Here is a 13,016-nt window from a genome sequence, read left to right as displayed (position 1 = left end):
TTGAACTATTCAGCAGCAGCGGTCGCCCATTTTGGAACGATGATGACATGGCCGGCATCATGGCCAGGGGTCACTTCTATCCGATCAATCAAGAGTCCGAGGATCTGCTGCTTCTCGACTGCCTGCATCTGTGGCCAGGCCTCCAGCAGTTTCGGGTCAACCTTCGGCCGCGCCTGATGCTGCTGCACGCGAACCTCACGCAGCTTGGTCTCGAAGGTCTCGATCTTTTTCAGTGACTCATCGCGAAGCTTCTCGTAAGATACCCGGGGAATGACTTCGTCAACATACTTGGCGGTGAGCGAGTCCAGCCGAGATTGTTCTTTGATGAGCGCTCGCCGTAGGGTGGCCGTGGTGTTCGCGGCTGGTAGGGCTGGAGTCTTCTGGGTGGCCTTCCTGGCTGCCGCGTCGGCTTCGTCTGCGATGCGTTCTTTGAACCATGCGAGTACGGCGCGGTCGATCTTGCTTTGGTGGATGGATCCGCCCTTGTGCAGCTTCTTGGTTTGGGCTCCGGAGCACATGTAGCGGGTGGCCCGGTCGTGCTTGTCGTGCTGGTACATCTTGTGTTCGCACCTGGTGCAGACGAGAAGGCCGGTATATGGGTTGTGTGGTGTCCGTGGCTTGCGGGTGCCTTTCCGGGCATCTCGGTTAACCAGGTAGCTTTCCCACTCTTCAATCGTTATCAACGGCTCATGGTTCCCCTGGTAGGTTTGGCCGTTGTAGGTGAAGAAGCCGGCCGCGAAGGGCGACTTCAGCAATTGGCTGATTCGGCTGGTGTTCCAGTTATTCGCGTCTGTACGAGTGCTTGAAGGCACACCGGTGCTGAGTACGTAGTCGAGGAGCTGCGAGAGGCTTTCGCCTCGGTTGTAGCGGCGGTAGCATTCGGTGAGGATCGGCCCCGCTAAGGGGTCTGGCGTGTAGCCGGTTGCCTTGTCGTAGATGTAGCCGAACCGGTAGATGCCCGAGTGCGGCCGGCCTTGTGAGACGCGGCGTGCTTGGGACTCTTTCCAGGTATCGCCGATGCGTTCGGATTCGAAGACAGCGAATTCTGCGAGCATGCCTCGGGCGAAGCGGCCGGTGCTGGTGCTGACATCTACTTGCTCGGTGGCCGACTCAATGCGGCCGCCGGCAGCTTCGACCTTGTCGATGGCGATAGCCCAGTCCAGCCGCGCACGAGATAGGCGGGACCACTTCCAAAGGACGATGATGTCGGCCTCGCCATTCTCGACCATGGCCATGACTTCCTTGACCGCCTTGCGATTCCACGTGCGTCCGCTGATTCCTTCGTCAGCTTTGACAGCCACCACAGTGTAGCCCTGCTGCTCTGCATAGCGGCGACCGGCCTCCTCCTGCAGATCCAAGCTGATGGATTCTTCCTTGGCAAATCGACTGGCGCAGGTAGAGAATAGCCCTAGGACGTGCTTTCGGGTTCATTGTGGATACTCCTGTGAATATCGAATCTTTATTCCATGATGAGGGCGCAGGGTGGCCAGAGATTATGGGAGAAGCGAGGTGTGGATAAGTGGCTAGGCGATGTGTTCGGAAGCTGGCCAGAGTGCTTGGATCTGGTCGCCGTTCAGAGTTGCGAGTCGGTCGATGATGACCTGTTCGGTCACGTCGAGCTCTTCGGCCATCTCGGCTGCGTTGCACGACCAGCAGGCTACCCGCTGAAGGTCTTCAAAGGGCACCAGGAAGCGGGCCACCTCAAGATCGACTTGCCGTTCTACGGCTGGCGACTGGCAACCTCGGTGCCCGTGCTTGATGTGGAACGCCTCGTGCGCCAAGAAGCATCGGCGTTCCGCTACAGTGAGCGCCGGGTCGATCCAGATCCGCCGTCCGTCCGTGGCCGCAACCATATCCGGGTGCGGCCTATTCCAAATGATTACTACGTGCGCGAGCGAGCGCAGCATGCCCCATACATTCTGCATAAACAGAACATATGTACGAATCAATAATCAACCAAATATGACCAATGAATGCTCTATACCGTCAGAGGCAGATGCTAAGGGCTCTGAAACTTATCTTTTCAAACTTGCGATTCGCGAAAAAGCCGCGTTGATCCGCTTGAAACACATCATCAGCACCACCACCAGGTGGGAAATCAATGCCACAATAAGGTAATCGCACCAGACAGGTAAGTTAATCCCGTCTACGACACCTGTCCAAAGAACCGCGATGCCGCTAATTAGAACCGCATAAAGGCAGTTGCTGAACAGCTCGTTTACCAAAATCGGCGCAGACGTATCAATCTGAGGTGCGATTTCAGCGACCGGAGACTTCTTAGAAGAAATCTGCAGCTCTGCCATTTGCATTCGGAGCTGAAAAATGAAGATCACAGCAGCGAAGGCAAAGCCAAAGATGATCGCGAGAGCAGCCAGAATATTACTGTATTTGCCTTCTAGATCAACGCGCAGAGGCCACGCACATGTAATAAGCGTAAACACGGGCACCAATAAGTGGATTGAAACGTCCCACTTGGAAAGCTTGCCAGTTCGGTTATTTCTGAGCGTCTTGAAGTGAGCCGTAACAAGGGGCGCGATATTAATCTTTCTCGACATTCCTGCACCCCCTAACCGGTTCGTTACTGGCCGTCAGTGGTTCTTGTCCACTTGTAGGACCAGTCGAGCTCTTGACTGGAATAGTACTCCTGGGCATCTTGATCGAACGAATGAATCAACATCTGTGCGTCCAGAGCTGGCTGCCCATCGTCATTCAACAATTTGCGAATCGCGGGAGACTTCTCTTTGCCAATGACCATCGTCTTGGTTTGCTCACCGTCGCTTAAGGTCGCAACAATCTCGTCAAACTCTTCATCTGTTGGGAAGCCTATCTGACTCGACCCACTAATTGAGGTATCGAAGAGTATGTCCTTCATCCACTTGGGCAACCAACGAACACCTTTGGGTGGCAATAAAGTCCTTGAATATGTCAGTGGGACACTCACAGGACTGTCAGAAACATCGATCGGCTTCTCATACTTCATGACGGAAACCTTTTCGAGAGATGCACGTTCAAGCCAGGCGGAACCAGAAACCAGTGTCTGCTTGTCTATAACAAGTTTGAGTGGATTTCCCTTCCGTCCCACCAACGTGCGCCCAGCTTTATCCTTCAGATGCGCTTCAAAAGAAGAAAATATTCGAGATCCGCAAGCGTTATGCCCCTGATGCTCCATAAAGAACAAACCAATCTTCGAATTAGGCGGAACGAGTAAACCACACCTAGTCTCCACGGTGGACGAGTCATTCTGCAGCGTTTCGTAACTGGTGCCATGGCTTGATACGTCAATAACGAGGTCTCCTGCAGTGCCGAAATGACCAGTGCGCATGGAAAGGAGGGTGAACCTCGAATAGCGATCCACCGTTGGCTTTGTTCCGTAGCGTTGTCTAGCCAAATCCTTGAAGTGATCAATCGGTAAACCTGATGCCCACGATGAAAACTCTTCAAGCAGATCCAGCCCCTGAATGTCATCAAGTTCAAATTCCGAATCGGTGATGCGAGATTCCTTGACAGTAATTCTGCCAAACGTCATTGTCCTGCGTGGCATGAGCCGTCCTCCTGGTCGTGAGCAATCAAATAAAACGTCGTACTTTATTGCTTGTTTGTAACTGCCTAGTCGTTTGTGCCGCGCTCGCCGGTTTCTTCGTCGAGTTGTTCGCGCCTGGTCTTCACGCCGCGCTTGGCAGCAAGCTGATCAGGCTCAGGTACTGGGATCGCCGTGGCTTCGTCGCCGTGGAGTTCTGTGATGCCGTAGTCCGGCTCGGTCTTCTGTCCAGGGCGAGGGTTACCCTCGGGCGCCACGGCCCACCGAACCCTTGAGGCTATCTCACCTAGCATTCCTTCCTGCTCTCAGGATGAAATACGCGATGGTTCCGGCGATGAGGCCCATGATGAGACCGCCGATGCCGCCGGCCGCATCACCGTCGCTCCAAAGCGAAATGCCGGCAATGACGAAAAGAACACCGAAAACTATCACGGCCCAAGCCACAATTTTGAGGACAACCTTCGCTGTGGTCTTCCCTGCATTCAAGGCAGACTTGGCCTGAGCTGCCCGGCGTTCTTGTTTAGCTGGCGCGGCAGCTGCTTTAGCTTCTGCCTTGGCGTGAAGCCTCTGCTCTCGTAGCAGGGCAGCCTCGGCTCGCTTGACTTCTATCTCAGCGCGTTTCTCCGCCTGCACGCGTTCAACCTCAGAACGGTCAGTCGACGAGTCAGCAAGTTCGTTCAAGCGAACGGGCTCCGAATATTCCAGTTCATCACCAGCAACTTCGGTCGGGGCACCTGCTGGACTTGCTGGAAGGACTGCCAGCTCTGGCTGAGGTATCGAACTTTGAGGCGTGGAATGCGGCTCAGGCTCAGTGTGCCGGCGAATCGCTTGCACCATCGAAGCGGGTGCCATTCCCACGGCAGCATAGAACTCGGTCTCACTCATGATGCGAATCTGTTGACCCTTATCGGTCATATACTCGTGAGCCTTCTTAGATTTCGTGGTCCCCTTGCTCAAATCGAACCCTGGCGCGTGAGGATTCTCGTCGCAAACCACAAGAATTGAAGTTTTGCGCGTTGTTCCCAGCTGCGCGATCGCACCAAAACTGGCAGCAAGGTTGAAGGCTTCAAGTCGGCCGAGAAGCTGGAAGCCGCCGGTGATGGTGAGCCCTTGTCCATACAGTTCATGGTCCGGGTCAGCATCCAAGTTCGGTTCAGGTAGATCGCCCTTCTTGATCGAGGGTTCCGATGCGTACGGTCTGCCTGAACGTGACAAGGCGGTTTTCTGCGGAGTGACGGTGTGCAAATCGGTCCAGGAAGATACTCCTGCCCGATCGGCTATGGCCAAGATGATCTGAGCGCAAACAGAAGCGTCCGACGCAGCATTATGATGATCCAGGCCTGTGATTCCCAGCGTGTCTGCAACAGAAGGCAAAGTGCAATCGTCGAGCCCTAGATGCGCCTTAGCGAGGTCGCGAGAGCACACCCAATCAAAATCTCCAAAGTCTACGCCTGACCACTCGCACGCTTGATGCCACACCGATTTATCGAACGCCGCATAATGCGCAACTGCAACATCCTCCGCAACGAATTCTCGAATCCGACGCGCCGATTCCGCCCAAGAAGGTGCCCCTACGATATCTGCTTCAGTAATGCCATGCTTTTTGACATTATGCTCCGCAAACGTAGTGAAACCAGGAGGAGGCGTGATCAACCATGAATCACGATCCACGATCTCGCCATTCCGTACTTTCACCAAGCCAACAGCGCAAACCGACGCACGCTTCCCGTTCGCGGTCTCGAAATCGATCGCAGTAAAATTCATCCCCATAGCAAGTCCTAAACTGTCAGCCGGCTACAAGTCGTATCCGGGATCCTGATTTTCAACATGGTGTTCGCTGGTTTCTTCGTCGAGCTGCTCGCGCCTGGTCTTCACCTTCGGGTGCGCTGCTAATTGCTCGCGTGGTGGTACTGAGATGTTCCTGGCTTCGTCACCGTGGAGTTCTGTGATGCCGTAGTCCGTTTCGGTCTTCTGTCCAGGGCGAGTGTTACTCGTGGGCGCCACCGCTCGCAGTCGTGGCGGGGTGTCGTTATCAGGCCTGGGGCTGTCGTCTTGTCCAATGCTTCCGCTTCCGGTGTCGCGCATCGCGGCCGCAAGGCTCAAAATAAGCCGCTGGTCGCGATTGCTTAGGTCGGTCGTGTTGCGGAGCGAATCTTCCAGCGAGGCGGAGGTGGAATCCAGTTGGACCCCCATGCTTTCAATGGCAGCCATGGCAACGGCCTGCTCGGATACGCCAAGCACCGATGCGAGCACTTGGATCTGACTCGCCTTGATCGCAATAACAGGTTCGATCTTTAGGCGGGAAAAATTCGAGTGCTTCATCGAATGGCCCTTGCGTTCGGCGGCGCGTTCCAGGTCGCGGGTTGACCAACCTTCACGGTCCTGTGCGGCCTGGATCAGCTTGCCTAGCGGGTGCAATTCGTTCACGGCATCAGTCTTTCTAGATCACTCGGACACTGGCAAACCGCGCGGACACTCGCTGTAAGCACTTCGTGGACACTAAGAACTCTAGCTTTTTCTTGACGAATATGCCCGATTCCACGCGGAATAAGGGGGAAAGTGGAAAAGGGGGTGGACACTAGGCGGGACTTAATGTAATGATTTACTGGACACTTGGAAGAAAGGCGATTACAGTGAAGGTTGTAAAGTTCCCGAGTCCGTTAGGAGATCTCTGGATGAAACTCAAGGACAGGAAGAAGCTCCTGACCATCATGGAGATTCAGGAGGTATCGCGCAGAGAACTGGCCCGGGTAGCCGGGTGGCACTCGCATAGCTATATGAACCGCCTCTGCAATGGCGATGTGGATACTCTGCAGCCAGAGCCAGCCCTTCGAATCGCCAAATTCCTCGGCGTCGGGGTGGACGATCTTTTCTTGACCAAAGTGGAAGAAAAGATCGAACACTCGGACATGAAAACCGGACGAAAGAAAGTAGCATGACCACCACCGAAGCCAGGAACAACCTCCAGACCCAGCTCGATACCCAAGCGCTCGCCGGTCAGGGCAAGAAGAAGCCCCCAGCAGGCGCATCTGCTGAGGGCAAGATCCTCGGACAATCCGAAGAGTCGAATCTTCAGGAGCAATTGATCATCGGGATTGTTGACGCTCGTTTGAGGGAACTGCAACGTAACGCTCGCACCGTGGTTCGGAGTGGATCATTCCCGGTCAAAGAAATCTTCGAAGAAGGTGTCGGCGTCGAGCAAGGGGATGTCAATCCCGGCTCTCTCCAAGGCGGTCGCCAGGGACGTGATGGCCAAGGCGTTCTTGACTGCAAGTCGGTACGCGATGACAGAGTTGTCACCGAGGAAGGGGTTCGGGTCGTTGTCGAAGGCCCCGACCACACTCCTTGCATCAGCAACAGCGTCCTCCATGAATTCACGGACGTTCATGATTCTTCCCTCTCGGTAGATGGTGCGCCGGGTGGCGCGGTTGGTGGAACTTCCGAGTCTAACGAGGGGAGCAGCGATGAGTGAGTTCAAGTGCGCGGAGCCGGGCTGTGATTACCACGTCGGAATCTCCAACGGCCCGAACCTCACCCCAGAGGACTGGGAATCAGAGGACTACTACTTCCAAGAGATCGAGGTGCACCAACAGATGCATGTGGAGCAGAAAGATAAGGATGCCGCCCCACGAGTAGAGCGGCATCCAATCAGATACAGGGCGATCGATTTGGACAAGACACACCTGGTCTCGACCATCAATCAGCCTTTTGAGCAGCTGTACCTGCTAAAGCCCAAGACGGCCGTATCGGGAGAGTTGGAACTCAAGTTCCATGACATTAGAAGCCAAAACATCAGTTTCTACCGGGTTGTCGTAACAGAACTGGAGATCTGTGTTTGGCGTTATCCAAATGGATACAGCCGCGAACTTCCCGTTGCTGGACTCGATCGGGTTCGACTCGATCAAGAACGGTTCATTTTCCCCAAGTCGTTTAGCGATGAAATCTTGCAGGGCCGCGAGGGCTTCGTCCTCAACGTCGATCGTATGGGCGTACTTCCCAGGGCTAACTACGAGCTCTCCCATGAAACTTCCTTCTCGGTAGGTGGTGCGTCCAAGGACGCGGTTGGTGGAACTTCTGAGTCTACCGAGAGGGATCAAACTCCGGTTGTCCCGGAAATGAAAGAGCCCTCAGCAGTTGCAGCTGCTGAGGGCGGCGAAACCAAATATCCACAGCGGTAAACAAGGAGATAGTGATTTCGATGTCCACTCTATCGAACAACCAGGGAGCGGCTGAAGTGCTCAGCCCGGAAGCCCGGGCAATTAAGGACAAGTGCATCAACCAGGTTGGGATCGTCCTGGCTGAGGTTTGCGCTCGCATCGCAGCTGAAGAGACGACGGTCGCGGCGTGAGCAAGGTTGAAGGCAGAGTGCTGATCATCCCTCGTGGGCAGCACGAACACTCGGCGAAGTTGACCGCTTTCTGGGATGCAGATTCGAAGGCGGACCGTGCCCGTCAGGTCAAGAAGGCCGCGATGGCTTGGGGACGCGACAAGTACCGGGGCAACAGCGTGTATGTCGATACGTCGTCCATCGCCAAAGAAGGCGACGATGGCGCCGGCGCGCTGTTCGTAAACGGCATCGAGTACGCAAAGGTCACCAGCTTCGTGTACGTCCCGAAGCCGGTGGACGTCGCCTCGCTGTTCGAGGGGTGAGCCTGATGACTGCTGAAACCATTCTTCTCTTCGCGTTGCGCCGCATGTTCTGGGTGCATATGCCGGTGGTGGGGCTCCTGCTGCTGGTGTCGTGGCTATCGGCCCAGTGGCCGACCGGAGTATCAGCGCTGGCCGCATTGGTGGCGTTCGCGTGGGTTGTCCTGGCCTTGGGGGACTGGATAACCGCCGAACTGCGCGCCGACCGCCTCGCCCCGGCCGACACCGCCGCCTAACTCGCGGGCCTTCTCGGCCCAATCACATTCTTTTCCAATACATCTTTGGAGGACTTCGTGTCTCAGAAACCAGGACAGCTGAAGATGCTGCCGACTACTGCGATCCATCCAGATCCGGACAATCCTCGCACCGATCTGGGTGATATTGACCAGCTTGCCCACGAGCTGAAGTCCGTGGGCCAGATGGAACCGATCAAGGTCTACCCTCACCCGGAGCGGGAAGGCGACTGGAAGATCCTGGGCGGCCACCGCCGCCATGCGGCCGCGCTGCGCGCAGGCCTGACCGAACTGAATTGCCAGGTCGTCGAGGCTCCGCAGAATCCGAGACTGGCCTTGTACCTCGACGCCATGTCCACGGGCACCAACCACTTGACCCTCGACCACCTGGGGCAGTCGCAGGCGATCCAGGGCATGCTCACCGAGGGCAAGACCGAGGCATGGATCTCGAAGAACTTCCAGATCGACAAGGCCGAGGTGAAGCCGCGCGCTCGCCTGGCCAGCCAGCCGAAGGTCGCCAAGCTGCACGAACGCGGAACCATTGACCTGCTCACGGCCGCGGACATCCTCGATGTGGAGAGCGAGACCGGCGACGGTTCACTGTTCGACAGTGTCGTGGAGGAATTGGAAGACACCCGGTGGAAGCAGCGCCAGCAGGACGTCACCCGACTGATCGAGCAGAAGAAGGCGAACGCAAAGCGCGATGTGCTCCGCACCGAGCTGACCGGCCAAGGCGCTGTGGAAATCGATTCCGAGAACCGGTACAGCGGCCGCTGGTCTAAGACCGACGCGGTGCTGTCCGTCGATGAGCACATCGCTGCAGGCCACCAGTTCGACGTGAGCACCCCGGAGTCGGTCAACTGGTGGGCCAAGACCAGGGCAAAGACCAAGCAGGTCTCTCCGGAGCGCAAGGCAGAACTGGAATTGGTCCGCCGGCTGAATGGCACGTTGCCAACTTCGAAGGCTGCTCGCCAGCAGTTCGTGGTCTCGAAGATCCGGGACAAGAAGGCGCTCACGGATGCCGATGATCGTGAGTTGTTCGCTGACGTCGTATTCGCCAATGACTCGCTGACTGAAGCGCGTAAACGGTTAATCGCGCAGGCCATTAATTTGCCGTACCCAGAGCCAGAGGCTGACGAGAGCGAGTACTCGGAACCGGTGAGAAGGCGTCGCTCGGTCTGGGAAGAGCAAGCCTTTGAACTCGTATACAAGATGACCTTGGGCCAGCAAGTGCGCCTGTACGCGTGGCTGCAGGCTGCAGATGCCGAGGACATGTCTCACAAATTCAACCTGTATCAGCGGGATTCTTGGGAGAAAGCTGCTCGGTGGAAGCCGATGGCTACCTGGTATCGGAGGCTGATCAACCTCTTCGGGTACATCCCGGACCGCGACGAGGTCGACGCGATGCGTCTGGCTGCAAGCCAAGACCAGCAGGGCAACCAAGGATTGGACGTTGAACTACCGGTGGGAGCCGAGGTGACTTGCGCGGGCTGTGGCCAGCACCAGGTGATCGCGGCTGACGCGTCCACCCCGTGCCCGACCTGCGATGGCGGTGACAAGTAATGCCGTGGTTCATGGCGAGCGACTGGCTGAGGTGGGTACCGCAATGGTGACCCGGCGCATCCCGTCGATGATCCAGCAGGCTCCGGACAAGTCCACTGATCCGAATGCCTGGATGGATCAGGCCGCGTGCGCGGACATGGCCAAGACGTGGGACTTCCGCAAGAACGGGGATCCGTTCTATCCGATCAGCTCGGCACCGTTCGCCGCGCAGCCGGGCAAGACGATCTGCGCGGGATGCCCGGTCGTCAGCATCTGCTACGAGCACGGGCAGAGCAACCCGAACAGTCGGCAGTACGGCACTTTCGGCGGACTCAGCCAGGAAGAGCGACGCACCCGGTACAAGCTCAAGCAGCGCGTCGAAGCGAAACAGAGAAGAAAAGAGAGAAGGAGGGCAGCATCATGAAATTCATTGTTGATATGTACTACTTCCGGGCAGCCTTGGCCTCGGTCAAGACCCACGCATCCAAGGACAAGAAAGACACCGTCGGCAATTCACTGACGTTGTCTCTCCGTGACAACGGGGATCTGCTGGTCTTCGCCGAGAACGGCCTCACCACCGGAATGGCCCGCGTAGAAGTAGACCAGGACGAGTGGGACGGCGAACTGGGCGAGTTCAGCATGACTCCGGACATCGCCTCAACCGTCATTGCCGCGTTCACGCCGTCCAAGACGGACTGGGAAGTGCAGCTGGAAATCACCGTGACCTTCACCGTTGAACGGCAACCCGAGGAAAAGGACATCCAGCTCGCGACGATCAACATCCGCCGCCTGGGCCAGCTATTCGGAGGGGACTCGTACCGTGTGACCACGCCGGTGCAGGAACGCAAAGACCTGCAAAAGTCGTGGCACATGCTAGCGACCTACGTGCAAGCGAAATCTTCCAAGCTTCCGCCGATCGAATTCGACAGCAAAACTCTCGCCGCGTTCAAGGCTGCAGAAACCGTGTACGGCGTCGGATGCGTGCTTGCGTCTGCCGGTGGCGGGCAAATCCTGGTCATGGTCGGCTCGCGGTTCATCGGCCTGATGCACGTATCGAAGTTGGAACTCGACAATACGGCCGACAAAAACTTCCGAACCACCAAACGAGCATGGATCGCTCACGTGCCGATGCACCTTGCCGTCGTCAGCTGAAACCTTGTCAAGAAATTAACAAGCCACCCACCTTGTAAGGAGGAACCAGTGAACGACCTACTCAACTACGCAGCACAACAAGACACCGCGCGCTCGCCGTTTGAACAGATCAAGCTCACGACCGAAGCCGGTACAGAGTATTGGTCGGCCCGCGATCTGATGCCGCTGCTCGGATATGAGACTTGGCGCCGGTTCGAGGAATCGATCACCCGGGCAAAGTTCACCGCAGCGAACCAAAACCAGCCAATCGAGTCACTTTTTGTCGGCACCGTCAAAAAGTCCGAGGGCGGCCGCCCGGCAGAGGATATCCACCTTGCCCGCTACGCCTGTTACTTGGTTGCCATGAACGGGGATCCGCGCAAGCCGGAGGTCGCGGCCGCGCAGTCGTACTTCGCGATCCAGACCCGCGCCGCGGAAGTGCAGGCGCCGCCGGCCAAGCCGTCCGGCGTTGAGCTGCTGGCCATGGCCGTGATCGAGGCACAGGCAATGATCGCGGCGAAAGATCAGCAGATCGCAGAGCTGGAACCGAAAGCAGATTACGTCGATACTTTCGTGGCCGACGAGGACCTGATCACCTTCCGCACGCTGGCATCAGACCTGAAGATCGGCGAGAACGAACTGCGCGCGATCCTGCTGGACCGCAAATGGATCTACAAGCAGGAGTCCTCCCGCTGGTCGGAGAAGGAGCAGCGCAAGAAGGTGATCTACCGGTACAGCGCTATGGCGGACAAGAAGAAGTACTTCCATGCGGTCCTCGTGCACGACGCGCCACGATTCCGCGGGGAAGTAATGCACACACTCAAGCTCACCCCTGAGGGCGCGGTCGCCGTGAACCGACTCATCACCCAGATGAGAAGATCGGCGGCAACTCTCCAAGGTCCGAAGGGGTCAGCATCATGAGCGACTTCGACCAGGTACCAGGCGAGGAACCGCAGGTGGACGAGCGGCCACGCGTCACCGTGTACGTCAAGCCGTCGGGGAAGGGCCTGCCTGTGTGCCAGGGATGCAAGGCCACGCTGCGAAAGCTAGACGAGGCCGGCATCCCGCATAACAAGATCATCGTCCATGACGACCACCTCGAACTCATCGATGAGCTGAAGCGCGAGGCCACAGCCCTCGGCGTGGCCTGCGAGATGCCGTTCGTGCACGTCTACTATCCGGCCACGACCGACGAAACCACCTGGTTCGGCTACCAGCCAGACAAGATCAACAAGTTGAAAGAGGACCACTCATGAGCACCGAAAAGATCACCGTCCAGGAAATGGGCGAAGACAGCGACATGTGGCTGATCACCGGCACCACGGACGCGCACAGCGCAGACGAAGCCGTCCGCGACTGGTTCGAGAACGCGACCGGGGAGACCATCGAGGCCTTCCAGGATGCCGACGACCTCGTGGAATTCACCATCCGATTCCGCAAGGACTGGCACTGGTTGCCCGGCAACGACCCGCTGAACCCAATGGACGAAGCCGCCCTCGTCTACCCAAACGAGGAGCCATGGGCACTGAGCAACATCCCTTCCATCGGCCCGTTCTCTGGATTCCTGGTGCAAGCATGAGCGTCACGATCGAGGCCCGACGTCTCAACGGAACAGACCTCGGCCGAACCCTCGGCAACCTTGGAGTACTGGAACAGGTCACGCACGGAACCATGAAAGGCGAAATCCGTGAGGACAACGGAGATCTCACCCTCACCGAATTCAAAGCGGTACAGATCAAGACAAACACAGGCCAATACGCACTCACCCCCAGCACCAAAATCACCATCACCGGCAAGCGTTCGTCGACGGAGAAACAGTGAGCGCGTGGTCCTGGCTGGTGCTGGGCATCGGACTGCTAGTTTTCCAGTCCCCATTCACAGCTTGGGTTCTCGCCAGATTCCTCCGAACATCCATCAACAACGAA

General features: G+C 57.1%; 20 protein-coding genes. 14 read left to right on the top strand and 6 right to left on the bottom strand.

Annotation, left to right across the window (positions count from 1 at the left end; all coding sequences use genetic code 11):
* Positions 1 to 5 precede the first annotated feature (5 nt).
* Positions 6 to 1,364 (bottom strand): recombinase family protein, encoded by a 1,359-nt coding sequence (locus F0M17_RS16815; RefSeq protein ID WP_256370215.1) that lies wholly within the window; start codon positions 1,362 to 1,364, stop codon positions 6 to 8.
* A gap of 147 nt (positions 1,365 to 1,511) precedes the next feature.
* Here F0M17_RS16815 and F0M17_RS17535 point away from each other — a divergent pair, with 147 nt between their 5' ends.
* Positions 1,512 to 1,952, top strand: coding sequence for a hypothetical protein (locus F0M17_RS17535; protein WP_168202060.1), 441 nt, complete (start codon positions 1,512 to 1,514; stop codon positions 1,950 to 1,952).
* A gap of 63 nt (positions 1,953 to 2,015) precedes the next feature.
* Here F0M17_RS17535 and F0M17_RS16805 read toward each other — a convergent pair whose 3' ends face one another.
* The 5 genes from F0M17_RS16805 to F0M17_RS16785 all read right to left on the bottom strand — a co-directional run bounded on the left by F0M17_RS16805 (position 2,016) and on the right by F0M17_RS16785 (position 5,965).
* Positions 2,016 to 2,555, bottom strand: a complete 540-nt coding sequence (locus F0M17_RS16805; protein ID WP_149597660.1) for a hypothetical protein — start codon at positions 2,553 to 2,555, stop codon at positions 2,016 to 2,018.
* A gap of 23 nt (positions 2,556 to 2,578) precedes the next feature.
* Positions 2,579 to 3,541 carry a hypothetical protein gene (locus F0M17_RS16800; RefSeq protein ID WP_149597659.1) on the bottom strand — a complete coding sequence of 321 codons (963 nt, stop codon included), beginning with the start codon at positions 3,539 to 3,541 and terminating at the stop codon, positions 2,579 to 2,581.
* Between the two features lie 65 nt (positions 3,542 to 3,606).
* The gene (locus F0M17_RS16795; RefSeq protein WP_149597658.1) at positions 3,607 to 3,795 is read right to left on the bottom strand and encodes a hypothetical protein; all 189 of its coding nucleotides are present in this window, start codon (positions 3,793 to 3,795) and stop codon (positions 3,607 to 3,609) included.
* Positions 3,796 to 3,820: 25 nt separating this feature from the next.
* Entirely contained in the window at positions 3,821 to 5,302 is a 1,482-nt protein-coding gene (locus tag F0M17_RS16790) for an exonuclease domain-containing protein (protein ID WP_168202059.1), read from the bottom strand.
* 30 nt (positions 5,303 to 5,332) lie between these two features.
* Entirely contained in the window at positions 5,333 to 5,965 is a 633-nt protein-coding gene (locus F0M17_RS16785; RefSeq protein ID WP_149597656.1) for a hypothetical protein, read from the bottom strand.
* A gap of 248 nt (positions 5,966 to 6,213) precedes the next feature.
* On the opposite strand from F0M17_RS16785, the gene F0M17_RS16780 reads away from it, so the two are divergent.
* The 13 genes from F0M17_RS16780 to F0M17_RS16725 are packed head-to-tail and all read left to right on the top strand — an operon-like array spanning position 6,214 to position 12,912.
* Positions 6,214 to 6,477 (top strand): helix-turn-helix transcriptional regulator, encoded by a 264-nt coding sequence (locus F0M17_RS16780; RefSeq protein ID WP_210416672.1) that lies wholly within the window; start codon positions 6,214 to 6,216, stop codon positions 6,475 to 6,477.
* Positions 6,474 to 7,010 (top strand): hypothetical protein, encoded by a 537-nt coding sequence (locus F0M17_RS16775; protein ID WP_149597654.1) that lies wholly within the window; start codon positions 6,474 to 6,476, stop codon positions 7,008 to 7,010. Before F0M17_RS16780 ends, F0M17_RS16775 begins: the two co-directional genes overlap by 4 nt.
* Entirely contained in the window at positions 7,003 to 7,716 is a 714-nt protein-coding gene (locus tag F0M17_RS16770) for a hypothetical protein (protein WP_149597653.1), read from the top strand. The genes F0M17_RS16775 and F0M17_RS16770 overlap by 8 nt, the downstream gene beginning before the upstream one ends.
* A 20-nt stretch (positions 7,717 to 7,736) precedes the next feature.
* Positions 7,737 to 7,886 (top strand): hypothetical protein, encoded by a 150-nt coding sequence (locus tag F0M17_RS17530; RefSeq protein WP_168202058.1) that lies wholly within the window; start codon positions 7,737 to 7,739, stop codon positions 7,884 to 7,886.
* A complete protein-coding gene (locus F0M17_RS16765; RefSeq protein ID WP_149597652.1) occupies positions 7,883 to 8,188 on the top strand; it encodes a hypothetical protein in 306 nt (101 codons plus the stop codon). The genes F0M17_RS17530 and F0M17_RS16765 overlap by 4 nt, the downstream gene beginning before the upstream one ends.
* A gap of 5 nt (positions 8,189 to 8,193) precedes the next feature.
* Positions 8,194 to 8,421: a hypothetical protein gene (locus F0M17_RS16760; RefSeq protein WP_149597651.1), complete on the top strand. Its 228-nt coding sequence runs from the start codon at positions 8,194 to 8,196 to the stop codon at positions 8,419 to 8,421.
* Positions 8,422 to 8,478: 57 nt separating this feature from the next.
* Positions 8,479 to 9,981: a ParB N-terminal domain-containing protein gene (locus F0M17_RS16755; protein ID WP_149597650.1), complete on the top strand. Its 1,503-nt coding sequence runs from the start codon at positions 8,479 to 8,481 to the stop codon at positions 9,979 to 9,981.
* 43 nt (positions 9,982 to 10,024) lie between these two features.
* Positions 10,025 to 10,384 carry a WhiB family transcriptional regulator gene (locus F0M17_RS16750; protein ID WP_210416671.1) on the top strand — a complete coding sequence of 120 codons (360 nt, stop codon included), beginning with the start codon at positions 10,025 to 10,027 and terminating at the stop codon, positions 10,382 to 10,384.
* Entirely contained in the window at positions 10,381 to 11,112 is a 732-nt protein-coding gene (locus tag F0M17_RS16745; RefSeq protein WP_149597648.1) for a hypothetical protein, read from the top strand. Before F0M17_RS16750 ends, F0M17_RS16745 begins: the two co-directional genes overlap by 4 nt.
* A gap of 48 nt (positions 11,113 to 11,160) precedes the next feature.
* Complete coding sequence (locus F0M17_RS16740; protein ID WP_149597647.1) at positions 11,161 to 12,012, top strand: phage antirepressor KilAC domain-containing protein; 852 nt, start codon at positions 11,161 to 11,163, stop codon at positions 12,010 to 12,012.
* Entirely contained in the window at positions 12,009 to 12,347 is a 339-nt protein-coding gene (locus tag F0M17_RS16735) for a hypothetical protein (RefSeq protein WP_149597646.1), read from the top strand. Before F0M17_RS16740 ends, F0M17_RS16735 begins: the two co-directional genes overlap by 4 nt.
* Positions 12,344 to 12,670, top strand: coding sequence for a hypothetical protein (locus F0M17_RS16730; RefSeq protein ID WP_149597645.1), 327 nt, complete (start codon positions 12,344 to 12,346; stop codon positions 12,668 to 12,670). Before F0M17_RS16735 ends, F0M17_RS16730 begins: the two co-directional genes overlap by 4 nt.
* Positions 12,667 to 12,912, top strand: coding sequence for a hypothetical protein (locus F0M17_RS16725; protein WP_149597644.1), 246 nt, complete (start codon positions 12,667 to 12,669; stop codon positions 12,910 to 12,912). Before F0M17_RS16730 ends, F0M17_RS16725 begins: the two co-directional genes overlap by 4 nt.
* Positions 12,913 to 13,016 lie beyond the last annotated feature (104 nt).

This window comes from Glutamicibacter sp. ZJUTW (assembly GCF_008370855.1).
GTDB lineage: Bacteria > Actinomycetota > Actinomycetes > Actinomycetales > Micrococcaceae > Glutamicibacter > Glutamicibacter nicotianae.
This window is presented reverse-complemented; position numbering and strand designations above follow the sequence as displayed.

Excerpts from the sequence above, each read along its gene's own strand:
- F0M17_RS16775 (WP_149597654.1), top strand. The coding sequence starts at position 6,474 with ATGACCACCACCGAAGCCAGGAACAACCTCCAGACCCAGCTCGATACC.
- F0M17_RS16770 (WP_149597653.1), top strand. The coding sequence starts at position 7,003 with ATGAGTGAGTTCAAGTGCGCGGAGCCGGGCTGTGATTACCACGTCGGA.
- F0M17_RS16725 (WP_149597644.1), top strand. The coding sequence starts at position 12,667 with ATGAGCGTCACGATCGAGGCCCGACGTCTCAACGGAACAGACCTCGGC.
- F0M17_RS16745 (WP_149597648.1), top strand. The coding sequence starts at position 10,381 with ATGAAATTCATTGTTGATATGTACTACTTCCGGGCAGCCTTGGCCTCG.
- F0M17_RS16790 (WP_168202059.1), bottom strand. The coding sequence starts at position 5,302 with ATGAATTTTACTGCGATCGATTTCGAGACCGCGAACGGGAAGCGTGCG.
- F0M17_RS16730 (WP_149597645.1), top strand. The coding sequence starts at position 12,344 with ATGAGCACCGAAAAGATCACCGTCCAGGAAATGGGCGAAGACAGCGAC.
- F0M17_RS16750 (WP_210416671.1), top strand. The coding sequence starts at position 10,025 with ATGGTGACCCGGCGCATCCCGTCGATGATCCAGCAGGCTCCGGACAAG.
- F0M17_RS16735 (WP_149597646.1), top strand. The coding sequence starts at position 12,009 with ATGAGCGACTTCGACCAGGTACCAGGCGAGGAACCGCAGGTGGACGAG.
- F0M17_RS16800 (WP_149597659.1), bottom strand. The coding sequence starts at position 3,541 with ATGCCACGCAGGACAATGACGTTTGGCAGAATTACTGTCAAGGAATCT.
- F0M17_RS16780 (WP_210416672.1), top strand. The coding sequence starts at position 6,214 with ATGAAACTCAAGGACAGGAAGAAGCTCCTGACCATCATGGAGATTCAG.
- F0M17_RS17530 (WP_168202058.1), top strand. The coding sequence starts at position 7,737 with ATGTCCACTCTATCGAACAACCAGGGAGCGGCTGAAGTGCTCAGCCCG.
- F0M17_RS16760 (WP_149597651.1), top strand. The coding sequence starts at position 8,194 with ATGACTGCTGAAACCATTCTTCTCTTCGCGTTGCGCCGCATGTTCTGG.
- F0M17_RS16805 (WP_149597660.1), bottom strand. The coding sequence starts at position 2,555 with ATGTCGAGAAAGATTAATATCGCGCCCCTTGTTACGGCTCACTTCAAG.